This is a genomic window from Clostridioides sp. ES-S-0001-03 (assembly GCF_020676075.1).
GTDB lineage: Bacteria > Bacillota > Clostridia > Peptostreptococcales > Peptostreptococcaceae > Clostridioides.
In genome coordinates this window covers 25,044-44,944 of record NZ_JACVWJ010000012.1, presented here as the reverse complement: position 1 = coordinate 44,944, position 19,901 = coordinate 25,044, and the positions used below count along the sequence as shown (strand labels likewise).

19 protein-coding genes and 1 other annotated feature are annotated in these 19,901 nt (G+C 29.0%); all 19 genes read right to left on the bottom strand.

The window, feature by feature from the left end:
- Positions 1-36: 36 nt before the first annotated feature.
- Complete coding sequence (gene sigH, locus IC174_RS18365; RefSeq protein ID WP_227483631.1) at positions 37-684, bottom strand: RNA polymerase sporulation sigma factor SigH; 648 nt, start codon at positions 682-684, stop codon at positions 37-39.
- Positions 685-748: 64 nt separating this feature from the next.
- A complete protein-coding gene (locus IC174_RS18360) occupies positions 749-1,276 on the bottom strand; it encodes an NYN domain-containing protein (protein ID WP_227437059.1) in 528 nt (175 codons plus the stop codon).
- Between the two features lie 6 nt (positions 1,277-1,282).
- Complete coding sequence (gene rlmB / locus IC174_RS18355; protein WP_227437061.1) at positions 1,283-2,017, bottom strand: 23S rRNA (guanosine(2251)-2'-O)-methyltransferase RlmB; 735 nt, start codon at positions 2,015-2,017, stop codon at positions 1,283-1,285.
- A gap of 12 nt (positions 2,018-2,029) precedes the next feature.
- Positions 2,030-2,788, bottom strand: a complete 759-nt coding sequence (thyX, locus tag IC174_RS18350; RefSeq protein ID WP_227483630.1) for an FAD-dependent thymidylate synthase — start codon at positions 2,786-2,788, stop codon at positions 2,030-2,032.
- A gap of 105 nt (positions 2,789-2,893) precedes the next feature.
- On the bottom strand, positions 2,894-3,289 hold the full coding sequence (locus IC174_RS18345; protein ID WP_227437065.1) for a Mini-ribonuclease 3: 396 nt from the start codon (positions 3,287-3,289) through the stop codon (positions 2,894-2,896).
- Between the two features lie 2 nt (positions 3,290-3,291).
- Positions 3,292-4,689 (bottom strand): cysteine--tRNA ligase, encoded by a 1,398-nt coding sequence (gene cysS / locus IC174_RS18340; protein ID WP_227483629.1) that lies wholly within the window; start codon positions 4,687-4,689, stop codon positions 3,292-3,294.
- Between the two features lie 141 nt (positions 4,690-4,830).
- Complete coding sequence (locus IC174_RS18335) at positions 4,831-4,986, bottom strand: hypothetical protein (RefSeq protein WP_003421202.1); 156 nt, start codon at positions 4,984-4,986, stop codon at positions 4,831-4,833.
- Positions 4,987-5,207: 221 nt separating this feature from the next.
- A complete protein-coding gene (gene gltX / locus IC174_RS18330) occupies positions 5,208-6,689 on the bottom strand; it encodes a glutamate--tRNA ligase (RefSeq protein ID WP_227437069.1) in 1,482 nt (493 codons plus the stop codon).
- 440 nt (positions 6,690-7,129) lie between these two features.
- Positions 7,130-8,575: a proline--tRNA ligase gene (gene proS / locus IC174_RS18325; RefSeq protein ID WP_227437072.1), complete on the bottom strand. Its 1,446-nt coding sequence runs from the start codon at positions 8,573-8,575 to the stop codon at positions 7,130-7,132.
- Between the two features lie 122 nt (positions 8,576-8,697).
- A complete protein-coding gene (locus IC174_RS18320; RefSeq protein WP_227437074.1) occupies positions 8,698-10,413 on the bottom strand; it encodes a proline--tRNA ligase in 1,716 nt (571 codons plus the stop codon).
- 63 nt (positions 10,414-10,476) lie between these two features.
- Positions 10,477-10,685 (bottom strand) — a binding site (T-box leader).
- Between the two features lie 94 nt (positions 10,686-10,779).
- Positions 10,780-11,265 (bottom strand): 2-C-methyl-D-erythritol 2,4-cyclodiphosphate synthase, encoded by a 486-nt coding sequence (gene ispF, locus IC174_RS18315; protein ID WP_227437075.1) that lies wholly within the window; start codon positions 11,263-11,265, stop codon positions 10,780-10,782.
- The gene (gene ispD / locus IC174_RS18310) at positions 11,262-11,975 is read right to left on the bottom strand and encodes a 2-C-methyl-D-erythritol 4-phosphate cytidylyltransferase (RefSeq protein WP_227437077.1); all 714 of its coding nucleotides are present in this window, start codon (positions 11,973-11,975) and stop codon (positions 11,262-11,264) included. The genes ispF and ispD overlap by 4 nt, the downstream gene beginning before the upstream one ends.
- A gap of 277 nt (positions 11,976-12,252) precedes the next feature.
- Complete coding sequence (locus IC174_RS18305; protein WP_227483628.1) at positions 12,253-13,185, bottom strand: lipoate--protein ligase; 933 nt, start codon at positions 13,183-13,185, stop codon at positions 12,253-12,255.
- A gap of 177 nt (positions 13,186-13,362) precedes the next feature.
- Complete coding sequence (locus IC174_RS18300) at positions 13,363-14,013, bottom strand: class II aldolase/adducin family protein (protein WP_227483627.1); 651 nt, start codon at positions 14,011-14,013, stop codon at positions 13,363-13,365.
- 175 nt (positions 14,014-14,188) lie between these two features.
- Positions 14,189-14,662 carry a hypothetical protein gene (locus IC174_RS18295; RefSeq protein ID WP_227437083.1) on the bottom strand — a complete coding sequence of 158 codons (474 nt, stop codon included), beginning with the start codon at positions 14,660-14,662 and terminating at the stop codon, positions 14,189-14,191.
- Between the two features lie 29 nt (positions 14,663-14,691).
- Positions 14,692-16,047 (bottom strand): PTS transporter subunit IIC, encoded by a 1,356-nt coding sequence (locus IC174_RS18290; RefSeq protein WP_227483626.1) that lies wholly within the window; start codon positions 16,045-16,047, stop codon positions 14,692-14,694.
- 77 nt (positions 16,048-16,124) lie between these two features.
- Complete coding sequence (locus tag IC174_RS18285; protein ID WP_227437087.1) at positions 16,125-16,427, bottom strand: PTS sugar transporter subunit IIB; 303 nt, start codon at positions 16,425-16,427, stop codon at positions 16,125-16,127.
- 81 nt (positions 16,428-16,508) lie between these two features.
- On the bottom strand, positions 16,509-16,973 hold the full coding sequence (locus IC174_RS18280) for a PTS sugar transporter subunit IIA (protein ID WP_227483625.1): 465 nt from the start codon (positions 16,971-16,973) through the stop codon (positions 16,509-16,511).
- Positions 16,948-19,899 carry a sigma 54-interacting transcriptional regulator gene (locus IC174_RS18275; RefSeq protein WP_227483624.1) on the bottom strand — a complete coding sequence of 984 codons (2,952 nt, stop codon included), beginning with the start codon at positions 19,897-19,899 and terminating at the stop codon, positions 16,948-16,950. Before IC174_RS18275 ends, IC174_RS18280 begins: the two co-directional genes overlap by 26 nt.
- Between the last annotated feature and the right edge of the window lie 2 nt (positions 19,900-19,901).

Below are 19,901 nucleotides of genomic sequence, written 5' to 3'. Positions count from 1 at the left end.
TTTGCTCACAATAAGCTTATGGTAAGTATTTTACTATTAATCATTTCTGTTTTCAAGATGTTTTTCTAATTTTCTCTTAACCCTTTGTAAAGCGTTATCTATTGACTTTACATCTCTTTTAAGTTTGTCCGCTATGAACTGGTATGACTTTCCATTCAAATACAATTCTAGGACTTCCAATTCCAAGTCGCTTAATAATTCGTTCATCTTTGATTCTATATTTTTTAATTTTTCTTTACTAATTATAAGTTCTTCTGGATCTGTTACTATACTTGTAGCTATTATATCTAAAAGTGTTCTGTCTGACTCTTCATCATATATTGGTTTATTCAAAGAAACATATGAATTTAAAGGTATATGTTTTTGTCTTGTTGCAGTTTTTATAGCAGTTATTATTTGTCTTGTTATACATATCTCTGCAAAACATTTAAATGAATTTGTCTTACTTCCATCAAAATCTCTAACTGCCTTATAAAGGCCTATCATTCCTTCTTGTATTATATCTTCTTTATCTGCTCCAATTAAAAAATATGACTTTGCTTTTGCCTTTACAAAATTTCTGTATTTGGTAATAATATACTCTAGTGCTATCTTATCCCCTTCACTTGCTCTTAATACAATGTTATACTCATCTTGCTGACAATTGTCTATTAACTCATAACTTTTTTCTTTTGCTACCAACATGTAAATCTCCCCCATATATAAAACAAATTTATAGGTATATTATAGTCTAAAGAACCTAGTAATTTCAACGCTTTCTACGAATGTTCTCAAGTTTCGACAATGTTTCTTCATCTAACCTTTCCTCCAACCAATTTCGCTGAATTTTTTTCCTTAAACCGCTATTTTTTTCCTTCATTTTATTCTTGGAACGATCTAATTCTAACTTTAATTCTCTAGCAGACATTCTCATAGCACCTTTTCCTAAAATCATTTGTTGCTCTGCATAGTCATTAGTAGCTACTTTTACATCATCATATTTTGATAGAGAAGTTATAAATTTTTCTATATAACTATCCGCTGTTTGGTGCTCTCTTGTATAAACTATTGTTATGTGTTTTCTTTTTTCAACTTTTTCTCGGGAATTCTTAACATTATAAGCATCAAAAACTATTATAGTCTTATATCCCATGAACTCAGAAAATTCTATAATATCATCAATAAGTTTTTCTCGAGAATCCTCTAAATCCTCTTTCGCCAGTTCTTTTAAATTATCCCACGCATTTATAATATTATAGCCATCTATTATTAAGTAGTGATTTATGTTTCTTCTCATGCTTATTTACTTTTTATCCAGTCTTTGTCTGAATATTTCATATAAAAGTATACCACCTGCTACAGATGCATTTAAAGATGTAACATTACCTATCATGGGCATTTTTACTATAAAGTCACAGTTTTGTTTAACCAATCTAGATATTCCAAAACCTTCACTTCCAATTACTACACCTAGAGGTCCTGTAAGATTTTGTTTATAAAAAGTTTCTCCATCCATATCAGCAGCTGCAATCCACAGCCCTTCATCTTTCAGTCTTTTTATTGTATTGACTATATTGGTTACCTTACAAACTGGCATATACTCTACAGCTCCAGCAGAAGCTTTTGTAACTACAGGAGTTATGTGCACAGACCTTCTTTTTGGGATAATAACTCCATGTGCTCCTACTGCATCTGCTGTCCTTATTATTGAACCTAAGTTATGTGGGTCTGTTATTTCATCTAGTATAATAAAAAATGGGTCTTCATTTTTACCTTTTACTGAGTCTATTAACTCATCTAATTCATAATACTTATATTCACTTGCATAAGCTATTACACCTTGATGCGAATGACTTGTGCTTACTTCATCTAACTTATGTTTATCAACATATTGTATAATTATATTCTTCTCTTTGGCCATTCCTATTATTTTCTTAATTGAACCTTCTTTAGCTGAGTTTGCAATTAATATTTTGTCTATTTCTCTATCACTCTTTATAGCTTCTATTACAGGATTTCTTCCTTCAATACTTGCCAAACTATTCACCACCTACAAGGATTTAAATTTTTCTCTAACTTGAACTATATCACCACAAGTCATAGTTCCTTCTGGACAACTTCCATTTACACAGCTTGGACCAGTCTTTTTAAATAATATAGGAGCAACTTTTTTAACTTCTCTTAACATTTCTACAGCTAAGTTTCTTATTTCCCATTGTGCTCTTTCACAGCATCTATGTTCAAAGAAATTAAATAAACTTCTAGCGTTTATAGTAAATACCATTTTTGTTTCACATGCATTTGGAAATACATATCTAGCATCCTCTATTGCTTTTTTCTCAGCTTGTCTCTTTGCTGTTTTCTCATTTTTTCCTTCTTTTATTAGTTCATCATAATGCTTATCAAATAATATCTCCACTAATTTGTCATAATCTTCTTGGTCCTTTTTCATTGAGTTAACAAATAACTCTTTTGCTTTTTCTATTTTTTCTATTTCAGGAGGAATTATGTACTCAAATTGGTCTAATTTAACATACCTTTGACTTTGTTGTGAAAAACTAGCTATACGATGTCTAACAATTTGATGCGAACAAGCTCTTGAAATACCTTCTATTGAAAACGTAAAAGATGCATGTTCTAATATTGAACCATGCCCTATATTTAATAACATATTTAAAAATTTTTCTATACTTTCTTCTGTTAAGTCTTTTTCTATTTCGTCTGTCCCAACTGGTGAATAACATAACTTAGCTGCCATAGCTATTACTTTTTCGGGTTCAGGTGTATGTGATATTAATTTTACTTTCATAAATTTTTGTCCTTTCTTATTACTAATTTCTATATATTTATTATACATTAGTTATAAAAAAAGTGTTGCCTTATTAATTATTATTAAGACAACACTCTTTAATATTTACATATCTCTTTCAATAATTTTAATTCCTTTATTGATAATATATTGAAGTCTCTCTATTTCATTATTCAAATACAAATATCCAATTAATGCTTCAAATCCAGTTGCATGTTTATAGTCTATAATATCTGCATTTTTAGGAGAAGTGTTTGATTTTTGATTTCTTCCCCTTTTATAAATTTTACTCTCTTCCTCTGTTAATTCACTTTCGATTTCATGAATTATTGATGCTTGAGCTTTAGCCTTTACATACTTTATGGCTAACTTATGCAAATCATTAACTTTTCGCTGTGTATTTTGTCTAATCAAGTGTTCTCTTATATATGTCTCATACACTGTATCACCTAAATATGCTAAAACTAGTGGTGACATAGTAACTAATTCAGTTTTTTCCATTTTTATACCCTTTTCCACTTAACACCTTGTCTTGTGTCTTCTAGTACAATTCCCATATCTAATAATTGTTGTCTTATATCATCCGCTAATTGGAATTCTTTATTTTTCTTTGCGTCAGTTCTCTTTTGTATTAATTCTTCAATGTCTTTATCTAGCACAGTATCCTTTTTCTTATTTACAATATTCAATACTCCTGTAAGCTCATTAAATTCATCTAAACACTTCTTAGCTAACTCTAAAGAAGAATTTTCGTCTACATTAGAATTTATCAACTTAGCCAATTCAAATATAATACTTACTGCATCTGCTGTATTAACATCATCATCCATAGCATCTATAAATCTTTGTCTAAAGTTATCTAATTCTTTAACAAGCTCTACTTCTTTTTCTGTTAGAGATGATTCTTTTAAATTACTTAATGTAAACTCTAATTTTTCTTTGGTATTATACAATCTTTCAAGACCAGCTTTAGCTTGATTTAACATTTCATCACTAAAGTTTACTGGATTTCTATAATGTGCTGATAACATGAAAAATCTCACTATTTCTAAATCATATAGCTTTGATATATCTCTTACTGTAAAGAAATTCCCTTTTGATTTACTCATTTTTTCATCATTTATATTTATATATCCATTATGCATCCAATATTTTGAGAATGTTTTTCCACTTCTAGCTTCACTTTGTGCTATTTCGTTTTCATGGTGTGGGAATGTTAAATCTTGACCACCTGCATGTATATCAATTGTCTCACCTAAGTATCTCTTAGACATAACAGAACATTCTATATGCCACCCTGGTCTACCTTCTCCCCAAGGACTCTCCCATCCTGGTTCTCCTTCTTTTTTTGCTTTCCAAAGAACAAAATCCATAGGATGTCTTTTTTGGTCATTAACTTCAATTCTAGCTCCAGCCTCTAAGTCTTCTTGTTTTTGGCCTGAAAGTTTTCCATATCCTTCAAATTTATTTGTATCAAAATATACATCGCCATTTACTGCATATGCATATCCTTTATCTTCTAATTCTTTTATAAAATCTATAATTTGTTGTATATTATCTGTAACTTGAGGATGAACAGTAGCTCTCTTAATTCCTAATCCATCACAATCTACAAAATACTCTTTTATGTATTTAGTAGCAACTTCTTCTGGAGATATTCCTTCTTCGTGGCTTCTATTTATAATCTTGTCATCAACATCTGTAAAGTTTTGTACATAAGTTACGTCATATCCTCTATACTCTAAATACCTTCTTAGAGTATCAAATATTATAAATGGTCTTGCATTACCTATGTGGATATAGTTATAAACTGTTGGACCACACACATACATTTTTACCTTTCCTTCTTCTAATGGAACAAATTCTTCTTTTGCTCTAGTTAATGTATTATAAACTTTCACACTCATCACCTCACTGTATTTTTATAAATTATTTTCTTAACATCATATATTATATTATAGTTGAAAATTGCAATAAATAATAGTACTACTATCATTTTTCATACTATCCTTCAAATTACATAATAATACTATCACTATTTTCTATTGTTCCTCTAAAAATATCTTTTTTTGAGAAGAACATTTTTCAAAAGTCTCTTCTGTAATCATTTTTTCGTCTTTTAACTTTTCTAAAATTGTAACATATTCTAAGCATAGCTCCTTTAATTCCTTTTTAACATCATCAATATTACTATACATAGTAATTACCCCCTTAATAATTAAATCAAACTAAAATAATAGATTACCTTCTTCTATGCTTAATATTTTTATTAGTTTATTATTCATATTTTATTTATATTTTTGCTTTGCTTTTTATATATTAAATTTATTGACCTAAATACCTTCATTTTGTTAGCCATATCTTTTCACCAAATACTAACACAAAAAAAGTCCGCATCTAAATTAGCGGACTTTTATGACTATAATATATGATTTTTTACATAAGCTATTCTATTTAAGCAAGTTTCTTTTCCTAAAACTTCCATTACTTTTGGTAAATCTGGGCCATGCATTTGTCCTGTCAAAATTATTCTTGACCCCATAAATAAATTTTTCCCTTTTATTTTATACTCTTTTTGTATCTCTTTAAGCATTGTTTGACCAAATTCAGCATTTAATATTTCTGCTTTTTCTATTTTTTCTTGTAAGGCATCTATTAAAGTAGGTATATGTTCTAATTTTAGGAAGTCACTTCCTTCTTCAGTTTCTATCTCTACATTATCTCCAAAGAATATACTCGCATGCTCAGTAACTTCTTTTACATATTGTAATTTTTCTTTAAGCACTGATATCATACTCTTTAAAAATTCATACTTACTAGTAGCTTCTGCTTCTGTTATAAACCCATCTTCTATTAAAAATGGTATAGCTAAATCTGTTAGGTAAGCATCATCACCGTCTTTTATATAATGTTGATTAACCCAGTTTAACTTTTCAGTATCGAATACCCCTCCACTTTTAGATACTCTTTCAACAGAGAAAGCTTTTTCTAACTCTTCCATTGTAAATAACTCTTGATTATCTTCTGGAGACCAACCAACTAATGCTACATAGTTTACTAATCCTTCTGGTAAATATCCTTTTTTCTTAAAATCTTCAACTGCTACATCACCTTGTCTCTTACTTAATTTTTTCTTTTCTTTATTAAGTATATTTGGTAAATGTACAAATACTGGCGCTTCCCATCCAAATGCTTCATATAAATAAACATGTTTTGGAGTAGATGATACCCACTCTTCTCCTCTTATAACATGTGTAATTTTCATTAGATAATCATCTACCACTACTGCAAAATGATAAGTTGGGAATCCATCTGTTTTCATCAAAACTTGGTCATCTAAATCATTAGTATTGAATTCCATGTCTCCTCTAACTAAATCAGTAAATTTAATTATATGATTTTCTGGTAATTTTAATCTTATAACATATGGTACTCCTGCTTTTATATTAGCTTCTACCTCTTCTTTAGATAAGTTTTTGCAGTGACCATCATATTTAGCAGTTTCTCCTGCTGCCTTTTGAGCATCTCTTACTTCATCCAATCTTTCCTTTGTACAGAAACAATAATAAGCTTTTCCACTATCTAAAAGTTGTTTTATATATTCTTGATATATATCTAATCTTTGAGATTGAATATATGGTCCATATTCTCCTTTTTGTATTACTTTTTCATTATCATCTAATATAACTCCCTCATCATGATTGACGCCAGCCCATTTCATAGCATTAAGCATATTTTCTATAGCACCTTCTACCAATCTACTTTGGTCTGTATCTTCTACTCTTAATATATATTCTCCGCCCATTTTCTTTGCAAATAAATAGTTATATAAAGCAGTCCTTAAACTACCTATATGTACAAATCCTGTTGGACTTGGTGCAAACCTTACTCTTATATTCATTTTTACTTCCTCCTGATATTTTATTCAATATAACTATAATATTAAACTAGTACATTGTTTTGCAAGTTTATTTTTAATCAAACTTAATAATAATATCCTTTTTATTCAAAAATACACATATTTATTATATCAGAAAATACTAGATTTAATTTCATAAATCTTTCTTTTAATCCATTTATTTTTCCAAAAATTAAAGGTATTATTTATAACTATTCATAAATGCTTCTTGTATATGTTTCTTGCGATTAGAATCGTCTTTAACATCATTTAAAGATAAAGTTTTACTTTTAAAATTTTTAATCTTCTCATTCATATTATTATCACCTATTAAAATTATTATTAATCTTAACCGAATAGTAAAAAACAAAAAACTGGGATGTAAAGTATTAAATACTTTACATCCCAGTTTTTTGTTTTTACATTTATTTAAATATATGATTCTAGTATGCTTTTGCCATTACTACCATATGCTCTGCTTCTTTTCCACAATATACACACTTGTGACCTAAGTTTTCTTGTTCAAAAGGTAAGCATCTTATAGTTGCTCCTGTTTCTTCCTTAATCTTTGCCTCACATTCAGCATCTCCACACCACATAGTTTTTATGAATCCTGGTTTTTCTTCCAAAGCTGTTCTAAATTCATCCATATTTTCAACTACAGATGTGTTATCTTCTCTATGTTTTCTTGCTCTTTCAAACATATCATTGTGTATAATATCAAATAAATCATATACAGCATCAGCTAATCCTTCTAGAGGCATAGCACTCTTTTCTAGAGTATCTCTTCTAAATATCATAGCTTGATTATTTTCTATATCTTTTGGTCCAATTTCAATTCTTATTGGTACACCTTTCATTTCCCACTCATTAAATTTCCATCCAGTTGTATAGTTATCTCTATCATCAACCTCTACTGTTACTCCTTTAGCTTTTAAATCTGCATATATTTTATCAACAGTTTCCATTACATTGCCTTTTTTAGCAGCTATAGGAACTATAACAACTTGTATTGGAGCTACTCTTGGTGGTAATACTAATCCTCTATTATCACTATGAGTCATTATAAGCCCACCTATAAGTCTTGTAGATGCTCCCCAAGATGTATGATATGGATTAGCTAAGTTGCCTTCTCTATCTGCAAAAGTAATATCAAACGCTTTTGTAAAGTGTTGTCCTAAGAAGTGACTTGTACCTGATTGTAATGCTTTCCCATCATGCATCATAGCTTCTATAGTATATGTTCTCTCACCACCTGCAAATTTTTCACTTTCACTTTTTTGACCAGATACAACTGGCATTGCAAGTAATTCTTCACATAAAGCTTTATATATTTCTAATTGTTGTATTGTTTCTTGTTGTGCTTCTTCTGCTGTTTCATGTAATGTATGACCTTCTTGCCATAAGAATTCAGATGTTCTTAAGAAAGGTCTAGTTGATTTTTCCCATCTAACAACTGAACACCATTGATTATAAAGATATGGCAACTCTCTATATGATTTTAGCCATTTAGCATACATTGTACATATTATAGTTTCTGAAGTAGGTCTTACACATAGTCTTTCTTCTAGTTTTTTATTTCCTCCATGTGTTACCCATGCAACTTCTGGAGCAAACCCCTCAACATGCTCTGCTTCTTTGTTTAATAAACTTTCTGGTATCAATAATGGAAAATAACAGTTTTTATGTCCAGTTTCTTTGAATTTTTTATCCATAAATTCTTGCATTTTTTCCCATAAAGCATATCCATATGGTTTTACAACCATAAATCCTTTTACTGGTGCATAATCAACTAAATCAGTCTTAGTTATAACATCTGTATACCATTGTGGAAAATCATCTTCCATCTTTGTTATTTCTTCAACAAATTGTTTTTCATTTTTTGCCATCTTAATTACCTCCTCATTTATTATGTTTTTATACAAAAACACCCTTTTATCTTTTTATATAGATAAAAGGGCATTTATAAAGTACAACTCTGATTATCTATACAGTAGCTTTCTTTAAATTATTATCCTAACTTAACATTGTTTTTGATAAATTCTGCTTTTACTTTTTCACTTATTTCTTCTATTTTAATTAATTCTTTATCTTCTTCATATCTAAGTTTAAATTCTACTTTACCTTCATCAATATTTTTACCTACTGTAATTCTCATAGGTATTCCTATTAATTCTGAATCATTGAATTTAACACCAATTCTTTCATCTCTATCGTCTAACAAGACTTCTACACCCATATCTTGTAAATCATTATATATCTTTTCAGCTAATGACATTTGTTCCTCATTTTTCATATTTGCTGGAACTATCACAACATGATATGGAGCTACTGATAAAGGCCAAATTATACCTTTTTCATCATTATGTTGCTCAATTATAGCTGCTGCTGTTCTTTCTACACCTATACCATAGCATCCCATTATTATAGGTTTTGATTTACCATCTCTATCAATAAAGTTTGCATTCATAGCTTCTGAGTATTTAGTTCCTAACTTAAATATATGTCCTACTTCAACACCTCTAGCTATTTCAAGAGGTTTACCACATACTATACATTTGTCACCTTCTTGAACATTTCTAAAGTCTCCAACTATACCCTCAAAATCTCTTCCATAGTTAGCATTTCTTATATGATACTCAGTCTTATTAGCTCCAACAACTATATTTCTTTGCTCAACAATTTCTTTATCTATAAAGACATAATCAGCATTTACTCCTATTGGTCCAGCAAACCCAACCTCTGCATTAGTTACTTTTCTTACAACGTCGTCTGTAGCAAGTGCAAATTCTATAACAGAACCTATTGCATTAGATACTTTAACTTCATTAACCTCTCTATCTCCTCTTACAACAACTACAACTGTTTTCCCATCTGCTTCATATACTAAAGTCTTAGCAAATTTATCTGGAGAAGCATTTAGGAATTCTTCTAATTCTTTTATTGTAGCTGCTCCTGGTGTATGAACTTCTTCTAATTCCTTCATTTCTTCTTTTTCTGATACTGCATTACAAGACTCTGCTCTTTCTACATTAGCTGCATAATCACATCCACTACAGAATACAACTTCATCTTCTCCAACTTCTGATTTAACCATAAATTCAGCTGATGTAGAACCTCCTATAGCTCCTGAATCTGCTTGAACTGGACTGTTATCTAATCCACATCTATCAAATATACTTACATATGCATCAAACATATCTTGATATGATTTATCTAATCCTGCTTCATCTACATCAAAACTGTATGCATCCTTCATTGTAAAAGTCTTAGTTCTCATAACACCAAATCTTGGTCTTCTCTCATCTCTATACTTAACTTGTATTTGATACAAATTAAGTGGTAATTGTTTATATGAAGTAATCTCTTGTCTTATTATGTCAGTAAAAGCTTCTTCATGTGTTGGCCCAAGGCAGTACTCTCTTTCTGTTCTATCTTTTAACCTAAACATTTCTGCACCCATAGCAGTCCATCTTCCAGATTCTTTCCACAATTCTGATGGAAGTAAAGCCGCACATAGTATTTCTTGACAATCTTTTTTATTTAATTCTTCTCTAATTATTTGCTCAATTTTTTTAAATACCCTTAACCCCATTGGCAATTGATTATAAACCCCTGAAGTCATTTTTTTTATCATTCCTGACCTTACCATTAATTGATGGCTTGTAATTTCAGCATCTGCTGGAATCTCCTTCAATGTTGGCATAAACATTTTAGACATTTTCATTAATAAATTCCTCCTGAATATTGTTTTCCTGAAAATATAAAAAACCTCTCATCTCTATACAAGTATAGAGACGAAAGGTTTGATTTCCGCGGTACCACTCTAGTTAGCTATATAAATAGCTCTCTTTATGGAATGTAACGGTTCCTACCGTAAAGATTTTTATACCTTTAAGCTAAAAGACAGGTTCAAAGACTTCCTCTTGAAAACTCTCACCTCTGTTTTCTCTCTGTGAAGATTTCATCATTTTACTATTTCTTTATCATAGCTAATTTTATATTTATATTAATTTTACTTAAATTCACATATTATAGATATTCTATATAGGCCTATTATTTGATATCCATTAAACTTATTACTAATAATATATTAATTATTCTGACTTGTCAATAATAATAAACAAATACTTTGTGAAGCTATTCCTTGTTTTGCACCTGTAAAACCAAGACCTTCTTCTGTAGTTGCTTTTATATTTATGTTTTCAATATCTGTATTTAAAACTTTTGCTATATTTTTTCTCATATTCTCAATGTGGGGAGCCATCTTAGGACTTTGAGCAATTATAGTACTATCTATATTTCCAATTTTATACCCTTTGCTTGTTATTAGATTATATACATGTTCTAGTAATTTCATACTATCTATTCCCTTATATTTTTTATCTGTATCTGGGAAATGCTTACCTATATCGCCTAAAGCTAGTGCCCCCAAAATAGAATCCATTATTGCATGTATCAATACATCAGCATCAGAATGACCTAGTAAGCCCTTATCATGTGGTATCTCTACTCCACCAATTATAAGTTTTCTTTCTTCTGCCAATTTGTGTACATCATATCCCAATCCTATTCTCATATAATTCTCCTTCTACTATTCACTTCATCTCTTTTTTCCATGTTTAATATTTGTTCTGCTATATTTAAATCTTCTGGACTCGTTATTTTTATATTTTCATAAGAACCCATTACCATCGTAACACTTTGCCCTATATTTTCTACTAGCATTGAGTCATCTGTTCCATAATAGTTAGTCTTATACGCTTGTTCGTAAGCATTTATTATAAGATTATATTCAAAAGTTTGAGGGGTTTGTGCCGCCCACAATAGTCTTCTTTCTGGAGTTTCTTGTACTGTACCATCAGATACTATTTTTATAGTATCACTTACTGGTACACCTACAACTACGGCCTTTTTTTCTTTAGCCATTTTTATAGATTCATTTATTATTCTGTGGTCTACAAAAGGTCTCGCTCCATCATGAATAAGTACTATATCACAATTTTTATCTAGTTTTTTTAATCCATTATATATTGAGTCTTGTCTTTCTTTTCCGCCATATGCTATTTTTATATTTTTAAAGTTATATTTATTTATTATATTTTCCTTAAAAAAATCTTCCTCTTCTTTTTTTATACATACCACAATTTCATCTATATTTATATTTTCGTAAAAAACTTGAATTGTATGCGCTATGATTTCTTTTTCTCTTAATTTTATGAATTGCTTATTTACGTCTAAGTTCATTCTCCTTCCACTTCCTGCCGCAACAATTATAACACTATACATGGTATCACCTCGTATTTTATTTTTACCTATCATTTATTAAAACTTTTAATGTTTTTATATTTTAACCATCTGATTAATTATATATTAAATTTTCAGTTGTATAAATAGGTAATATCCATTTTCTAACCTAAAATATGTGCATCTGTTGCAAATTATATTGATTTTTCAATAACTTCATCTTTTTATTTTACAACTTTGTAACAGTTTGTATATCTATAAAAAATGTTTAAACCTCTAGATTGATATAAAACAAGTTTATCAATCTAGAGGTTTTGTATTAGAATATTAAATTAATTAAATCTATGTAATTCGGATAATTTTCTAAAATATTGTTTTTTATTTCTTGTTTATCAAAATCTACTTCTATCAATTTATCCATATTTACTATACCATCTATACAAGAAATAAAACATTTTGATATTTTCCATTTATTAACATGTAAATTGATTTTCCTTCTATTGTCAATTGGTAAAACTATTTGAAACTTAGGCGTTTTATTATATATCCATTCTGTTTTTTTATATTTATCTTCTACCAGATTGCATACACTTTTGATATCATCATCGTCTAATTCAATTTCTTTTATATTTTTTATATTATTTTTTATATAATCAACACAATAATCTAAAAAATAGTTTATATCTTTTTTGAGTAGAAAATTAATATTTGTAACTTTACTTGAAACAGACTTAGTTGCCTTTGATTCTGTTGATTTATCTGAATTTAAATACTTAGTTAATTTATTTAAATCTGAATCATAAAGAAGAGTTCCATGATAAAGAGAATTTTGCCTTTTTATAGATTGTGCAGAACCAGAAATTTTTTTACCATTTAAAAATAAATCTTTTCTTTCTGTTATAGATACATTTAATCCCAATGATAAAAGCATACTTTGCATAAATTTAGTATGTTCTAAAAAATCGATTTCATGAAGATTCCTATTTTTTTGTATAAATGACATATTGATATTTCCTAAGTCATGATACACAGTACCTCCACCAGATATTCTTCTTAAAATGGGAATTTCACCATTTTCAATAACATCATAATGTATCTCCTGATATGGATTTTGATTTTTTCCTATAAAAATAGATTCTTCATTTCTCCATATGATTATGATATCATCATTATATTTCTCATTTAAAAATAGATACTCTTCTAGAGCTAAATTAAAGTAAGGATTGGTGTTTTTGTTTAATAAGTAATACATAAAAATTCAGACTCCTTTTATATTTTATCTTACTATTTATTTTAAATTAAAATAAGTTTATATAGTATTTAACTTTAAATTCTTCTTTCTAAATCATTAAACCTATTATAACATAATACAACTCCTTACTATTACTGAACATCTGTGTTTTTTATTATTCTGAGAGTTTTGTTAAATTTACTTATCCTGACCATACACATTAAAAAATACATTTCTAGCCCTTTGAACTTCTTCATCTGGTAATAATACTGGTGTCCCAATTGATTTTGCTAAATAATATACTTTTGCTGCATCTTCTAACATTACAGCTGCGGTAAGTGCATGCTTTACAGATGGACCAACTGCAATCACTCCATGATTTGCCAAAAGACATGCTCTCCTATCACCTATTACATCAATAACACATTTTCCCATCTGATTAGATGTTGGTGGTGAAAATTTTGCAACTGGAACTGAACCTCCTACCTCATTTGCAAGAGTTGTACTTGCACACTCTATAGACTCATTTAAAATTGCAAAGCAACTTGAATATGTAGAGTGTGTATGTATTATACTATTTATATCATCTCTATGTTTATATATATATAAGTGGTCTGGTGAATCTACTGATGCCTTCCATTTACCATCTACAGTATTTCCATCTATGTCTATTAAAACAATATCACTTGGTGTAAGATTTCTATAATCCATTCCACTTGGTGTGATTGCTATATATCCAGTTTCTTCATCTCTTCCACTTACATTTCCTCCTGTCAATGTAACTAAATTATAGTTTAGAAGGTCTAAAGACGCTTGTAATACCTCTTTTCTCAAATTTTCTAATAACATTAGCTAAATCCTCCCATTTATTAGAAACATAGTTCTATATGTTCCTGTTATATATCTTACACAATAAGATTTTATTTCCGCTATTTTGATTGAAAATCCTAAAAAATCTTTATAATATTTAAACTTATCTCTTTATACTAAACATAAGCCAATTTTAATTTGAAATTTTCATTTTTTATAGTTCATTACTCTTTAATCTTTTATTTCTAAATTTTAATGATTCTGGATGCAAACATTCTTCTAATTCAATAAAATAATTATATAGTTCTGTATTGTCATTAAACATGTTTGTTTTTATCCAATATCTCCCCTTAATAAAACTACCATCATTAATTTTTAGATACATTTTTTTGTCATGAAATTCTCTTATTCTTATTTTTTTTATATCTTTAATTTCATACTCATGTATAGAATTAAATGAACTAAAATATATATATTTATTGTCCATAGTAATCATGTTAGGATTACTTGAGGATACAAAAGTATTAAATATTCCATAAGTACAAATAACTATCATCAAGCTATATATATTAATACTAGGATTTATATAATTATTAAATAGTGCATAAATCAATATTAAAATCATAAAAATCCCTGGTATTGTTACACTAACTATATATCTTTTAGAATCATATATATATTTTTTCATAATTTATACACTCCTTAATAAAATTACATTTAAGCTTCATCTTGTGTAGATAATACTTTATTTTCCTTTATTATTCTACTTCTATTATAGATAGCCATCCCTAAAGCTATAACTGCCAAAATTATTCCTCCAATTAATTTGTAATTCATAATTTTTACAAATACCCAGCTTAATGGATTTGCTCCATCACAAATACTTGAAATCATAGTTGCTCCTTCAGGCATTTTAAAGCTTGCATTTAAAGCCATTTGAGTAAATAGTGGTGCTAAATTAGTTGCTATTAATAGCCCAGAAGTAATAATAACTATTCCTATTATTAAAGTTCTAAATACATTTCCTTTTGTAATTGGAACGATTAAAACAAGTGCAAATGGTATTACAGCTAAATCTGCAAATGGTAAAACTTTATTACCTGGTAATATAGCTGCTATAACTATAGTTAGAGGCACTAGTACTAATGCAACTGACAATGTAACAGGGTGTCCTATTCCTACTGCAGAATCTAAACCGATGTATATTTTACCTCTATTTTTAAATCTCTTTTCAATAAATTCTTGTGCTGCCTCTGATACTGGCAACAAACCTTCCATTAATAAAGCCGCCATTTTGGGAATTAGTATTAAAACAGCTCCCATAGTTATCCCTAACTGCAATATACCTTTTATGTCATACTTGGCTGCAATACCAATTATTATCCCTATTAAAGACCCCATTATTAAAGGTTCTCCAAATAGGCCAAATTTTTTTTGTAATGTATCAGCATTTATTTCAATTTTATTTATCCCTGGAATCAAATCTAATACTTTATTTACAACTATAGCAATTGGAACAAATGCTTGTGTAAATCCATGAGGAAGAGATATACCTGGCATCCCTAAGTATTCTTCTATCCCTGGGGCTGTTAAGTCTGCCATTACTAAAACAATTACCATATTTGCTACTGCTGCAAATACTCCCCACATAACACTTTGCGTAGCCCCTGCCACCAAAGCTCCTGTAAATGCAAAATGCCAGTAATCCCATATATCTACATCGACAGTTTGAGTTGTATTAGTAATTAACATAACTATATTTACTACAAGTCCTATTGGAATAATTAAAGCACCCACTGTTGATGCAAAAGCTATAGCTGATGCTGCTGGCCATCCAACATCTATTATGGATAGGCTTAATCCTAAGTTCTTAACCATTTGTTGTGTAGCTGGACCTAAGTTATCTGTTAACAAAGCTATAATAGTATTAAGACCTATAAATCCAACCCCTACTGTTAAACCAGCTCTTAAAGATTTTCCAAGCTTTGTACCTAATATCAAGCCAAAAATACATATTATTATTGGCATCATTACTTGTGCACCCAAACCAACAATGAAATTTAATATCGCCATCTAAATTTCCTCCTTCATTTAATTTTCAGTCTCTAAAACCGCAAGATTTTAGAGACTATTTCATTTAAAAATTCAAATTATAATTCTAATTTTTCAAGCACTTCTTTGATTAATTTATCCATTCCTACTCCAGTTAAAAAAGGCAGACCATTTATTACAGGTGTTTTTATACTACTAGATATTTGTGTAGTACAGATTATTAAATCATAATCTGGTGCTTTTGAAGCTACCTCTACTACTTTACATTGTGTAATACTAACCCTATCTAATTTACCAGCTTCTTCTAATGCCTTCTTTAACTTGTTTATAGCAATTGTTGAAGTACATACTCCTGTTCCACATGCAACTAATATTTTTTTAGCCACATTATTCACCCCCATTAAAATTATTTTATTTTTAAAGATATCTGTAATTAGAAATCTTTGATAACTTTTTATATTTTTAATACTATTTTTGTATGTTTAATTATTCAACTTATAATTTAATAAATTACTTAAACTTTCTTCTCTTAAATCAATAATATTATTTAACATATTTTCATCTTGGAATATGGTCATAAGTCTTTCTAATAGTTGTAATTGCTCTTGTGGCTCTTTAACTGCCAGCATAAATATAACCTTTACATCAATTTCAGTGTCATCTGTACCCATCATTATGAATTTTACAGGTTTATTTAATATGCCAATAGCTATCCCTGGTTCATTTACATGGACTATATCTGTATGCGGTATTGCTACTCCATAGATTCCTGTTGGCAGTCCTGTAGCATATTTTTTCTCTCTTGCTATAACTGCTTCTATATAACTTTCTTTTACATATTGTTCGTCAAACAAACGTTGTCCTAAAAACTTCAAAGCATCTTCATTACTTGATACCTCAATATCTTTAAAAATTAAATTACTACTGATTATTTGCATTGACTCCATCTAATATCATCTCCCTAATAAAATCTCTATCTTTAATGTTTTTAATTTTTTTAAATTCATCTGTTTCTATAAATGTAAGTAGAGTATTCAATGGATTAAAACATTTCTGGTCTACAGCTAGTAGAAGTATTATTTTTACTTTGTTTTTACTCCATACAATAGGATTTTTTAAGATAGCTATGCTTATTGCTGGTCTGATTACATCAATTCCATCTGTATGAGGTATTGCTATTCCGTCTGACAACTCAGTTGGAAATAAATTATCTCTTTCCACTACTTTTTTATAGAAATTTTTTGATACATAGCCTTTTTCTCTAAGTTTTTTGCTCATGTATTTAAGTACTTCTTCTTTTGATTTAATTTCTAAATCTACAAATATGTCTTCTTTTTGGATTAAATCAGATAATTCATATTTTTTATTTGTTTTAGCAATTTGATTTGTATCAATTAAGTTATTTATTTGATTTAATTTTGTTTTATCATTAATGTCTACTAGGCTAAAAAATGGGATGTTTGGTATCTGAGGGTCAATTGTTCCAACTATTGCGATTACATTTTTTTCATTACTTATTTGTTTTATCTCTAAATCAAGACTTGGATATTCAATCATACCAATAGTCTCTATATCAACCTTTTCATTTATCCCTTTAATGCTTTCCTCTAAACTTTGCTTTATCTTGCAAGCTCCTCCTAATCCAGTAATACATAATGTTACAATTATAGGCTTTCTATTGTCTACTTTTGAGTTGTTCTCTTTGCTAACTTTATCTTTTACTAATGGCTCTATATTTTTAACTTCATCAACTATCTCATCTATTGTTAAATCTGGTAGAACTGCTCTTCGTATGACTTCTATACAGAGTAATGTATCAAATCTAGATATTGTTCTTATATCAATCCCTGTTTTTCCAGAGATAATATCTCCAAAGTACGAAAGGGAACCCATATCAACTAATATAATTACTCCTCTTCCTTCATCAATATCTTTTATTACAGTAGTAGCTTCTTCAATCATTTCTTCTGGCTTTTTCTCAAATGGCATATCCAAATACCTTGCATGATTAATACCTAATAACTTATTGGTAACCTCACATACAGATGACGCAACTCTTCCATGAGCCATTAGAAGTACACCTATCTTTTTTTGTTCAGAAATTTCTCCTCTACTACTCATTTTAAAATATATTGCTATTATACCTATTTCTTCTTTTGGCAAATTTATATTGTATCTTTCCTTTAAATGTTGTGCTACCTTTTCTGCTACAGAATACTCTAATGGATAGTTTCCTATTATCTCTTTTAAATGAGCATTTGATATTACTTTTCCTTCTTTTAATCTTTCAAAAGCTGCTTTTAAATGAATTGCTAGACATAAGTGTAGATTTGGTTCTAATGAATTAAGATACTGTGATGCTATTTTGATTACTTCACAAGTTAACTCTACAATGTATTTTCCAACAATCGGACTTATATCAGGTAAATTCTCAGTGATAGAAACTTTCTTAACTTGTTTTATGTACTTCTGAATACAGCTTTCTAATTCTCCTCCAACAATCCTGTTAATAACATCAAAGTCTAAACCTTGTTCTAATAAATCAATGTGTCTCCTTTCAGTAAGCTTGTATATTTCATCTGGGAAAGTATATATATCTTCATTTTTCTTTTCTATCTCAACTTGAAGGTCTGAATCTATAATTAAATCTCCATCTACATAATTTTCTATCTTTCCTCTACAATTTCTTATCCTTATTAGACCTTGTTTCACATACCCAGGTACATCTGATATATTTATAGTTACTTCTTTTTGTTTATTTGTAAGTTGATTTAATAGTCCTCTAGCACAAGCTACTTGAATATCACTTCTAAGCTGACCTACATTTCCTATACAATCATAAAGCATAAGAGCTTTTAAGACATCTGATTTTATGTGTATGTTTGCTCCCATTCGTTGGGCTTCTATCAAGAAAAAATTGTTTATAATGTCAAATCTTTCGTTTAATGGTCTTGCAACTAATTCTGGGATTTCAATTGTCACAGGTATACGTCTTTTAAAGGTATTAAGTAAATGAGAATCTATTGGCTCAGAAGTTGCAGAAATAATCATTACATTTATTTTATTTGTAAGCTTTGTTTCTCCTAATTTTCTAACCATTCCTTTATCAATCAATTGAAAGAGTATTTCTTGACCTTCATAAGGCAATCTATGTATTTCATCTATAAACAATATACCCCCATCTGCTTTTGATACTAATCCTTCTTTAGTTTCGTCAGCTCCTGTAAAAGCACCCTTAACATGACCAAATAATTGAGATAACAAAAGTTGTGGATTTTCTGAGTAGTCTGCTGCATTGAAAACTATAAATGGTGCATTTTTAGGAAATCTAGATGATTCTACTGCAAAGTTATACATGCACTCTGCTAACTCGCTTTTTCCAACACCAGTTGGACCCATAATAATAGTATGCAACCCATGGGGAGGATAAAGTATAGCTGCCTTAGCTAATTTGACGATTGTACTTAAACTTCCAGTACTTCCTATTAATTTATCAAAGGACACATCTATTTTTTCTTCTTTAGCATTTAGTTCCTCTTTTTCATCATCATTTTCTTTATCATGTTTTAAATCACCAGAATCTTGGATTTCTTTTAAATACTGTATAACTGTAAATCTTGATACAGTAAATCCAATACTATTTAATCTTCTTGTTATATCATTTTTATTTATATTTTTTTCTTCTTTTACAATATCTTTTATAGCTTTAATCAAAACAACTTTTCTTCTTTGTCTAGAATCTTCTATTTTTAATTCATTTCTTAAAAAGGTAACATCTTCTCTTCGAATATTTAACATACTTGAAATTGCTTCATCTGTTAAAGGATTTTTCTTATCTTCATTTTCAATTAAGTTTTTTATTCTTTGCCTCATTT

Bases quoted from the DNA above. Each gene is read 5' to 3' on its own strand.
- sigH (WP_227483631.1), bottom strand. From the start codon at position 684: ATGTTGGTAGCAAAAGAAAAAAGTTATGAGTTAATAGACAATTGTCAG.
- IC174_RS18360 (WP_227437059.1), bottom strand. From the start codon at position 1,276: ATGAGAAGAAACATAAATCACTACTTAATAATAGATGGCTATAATATT.
- thyX (WP_227483630.1), bottom strand. From the start codon at position 2,788: ATGAAAGTAAAATTAATATCACATACACCTGAACCCGAAAAAGTAATA.
- IC174_RS18345 (WP_227437065.1), bottom strand. From the start codon at position 3,289: ATGGAAAAAACTGAATTAGTTACTATGTCACCACTAGTTTTAGCATAT.
- IC174_RS18335 (WP_003421202.1), bottom strand. From the start codon at position 4,986: ATGTATAGTAATATTGATGATGTTAAAAAGGAATTAAAGGAGCTATGC.
- gltX (WP_227437069.1), bottom strand. From the start codon at position 6,689: ATGAATATAAGAGTAAGGTTTGCACCAAGTCCAACAGGATTTGTACAT.
- proS (WP_227437072.1), bottom strand. From the start codon at position 8,575: ATGGCAAAAAATGAAAAACAATTTGTTGAAGAAATAACAAAGATGGAA.
- IC174_RS18320 (WP_227437074.1), bottom strand. From the start codon at position 10,413: ATGAAAATGTCTAAAATGTTTATGCCAACATTGAAGGAGATTCCAGCA.
- ispF (WP_227437075.1), bottom strand. From the start codon at position 11,265: ATGAGAATAGGATTGGGATATGATGTACACAAATTGGCAGAAGAAAGA.
- ispD (WP_227437077.1), bottom strand. From the start codon at position 11,975: ATGTATAGTGTTATAATTGTTGCGGCAGGAAGTGGAAGGAGAATGAAC.
- IC174_RS18305 (WP_227483628.1), bottom strand. From the start codon at position 13,185: ATGTATTACTTATTAAACAAAAACACCAATCCTTACTTTAATTTAGCT.
- IC174_RS18300 (WP_227483627.1), bottom strand. From the start codon at position 14,013: ATGTTATTAGAAAATTTGAGAAAAGAGGTATTACAAGCGTCTTTAGAC.
- IC174_RS18295 (WP_227437083.1), bottom strand. From the start codon at position 14,662: ATGAAAAAATATATATATGATTCTAAAAGATATATAGTTAGTGTAACA.
- IC174_RS18290 (WP_227483626.1), bottom strand. From the start codon at position 16,047: ATGGCGATATTAAATTTCATTGTTGGTTTGGGTGCACAAGTAATGATG.
- IC174_RS18285 (WP_227437087.1), bottom strand. From the start codon at position 16,427: ATGGGGGTGAATAATGTGGCTAAAAAAATATTAGTTGCATGTGGAACA.
- IC174_RS18280 (WP_227483625.1), bottom strand. From the start codon at position 16,973: ATGGAGTCAATGCAAATAATCAGTAGTAATTTAATTTTTAAAGATATT.
- IC174_RS18275 (WP_227483624.1), bottom strand. From the start codon at position 19,899: ATGAGGCAAAGAATAAAAAACTTAATTGAAAATGAAGATAAGAAAAAT.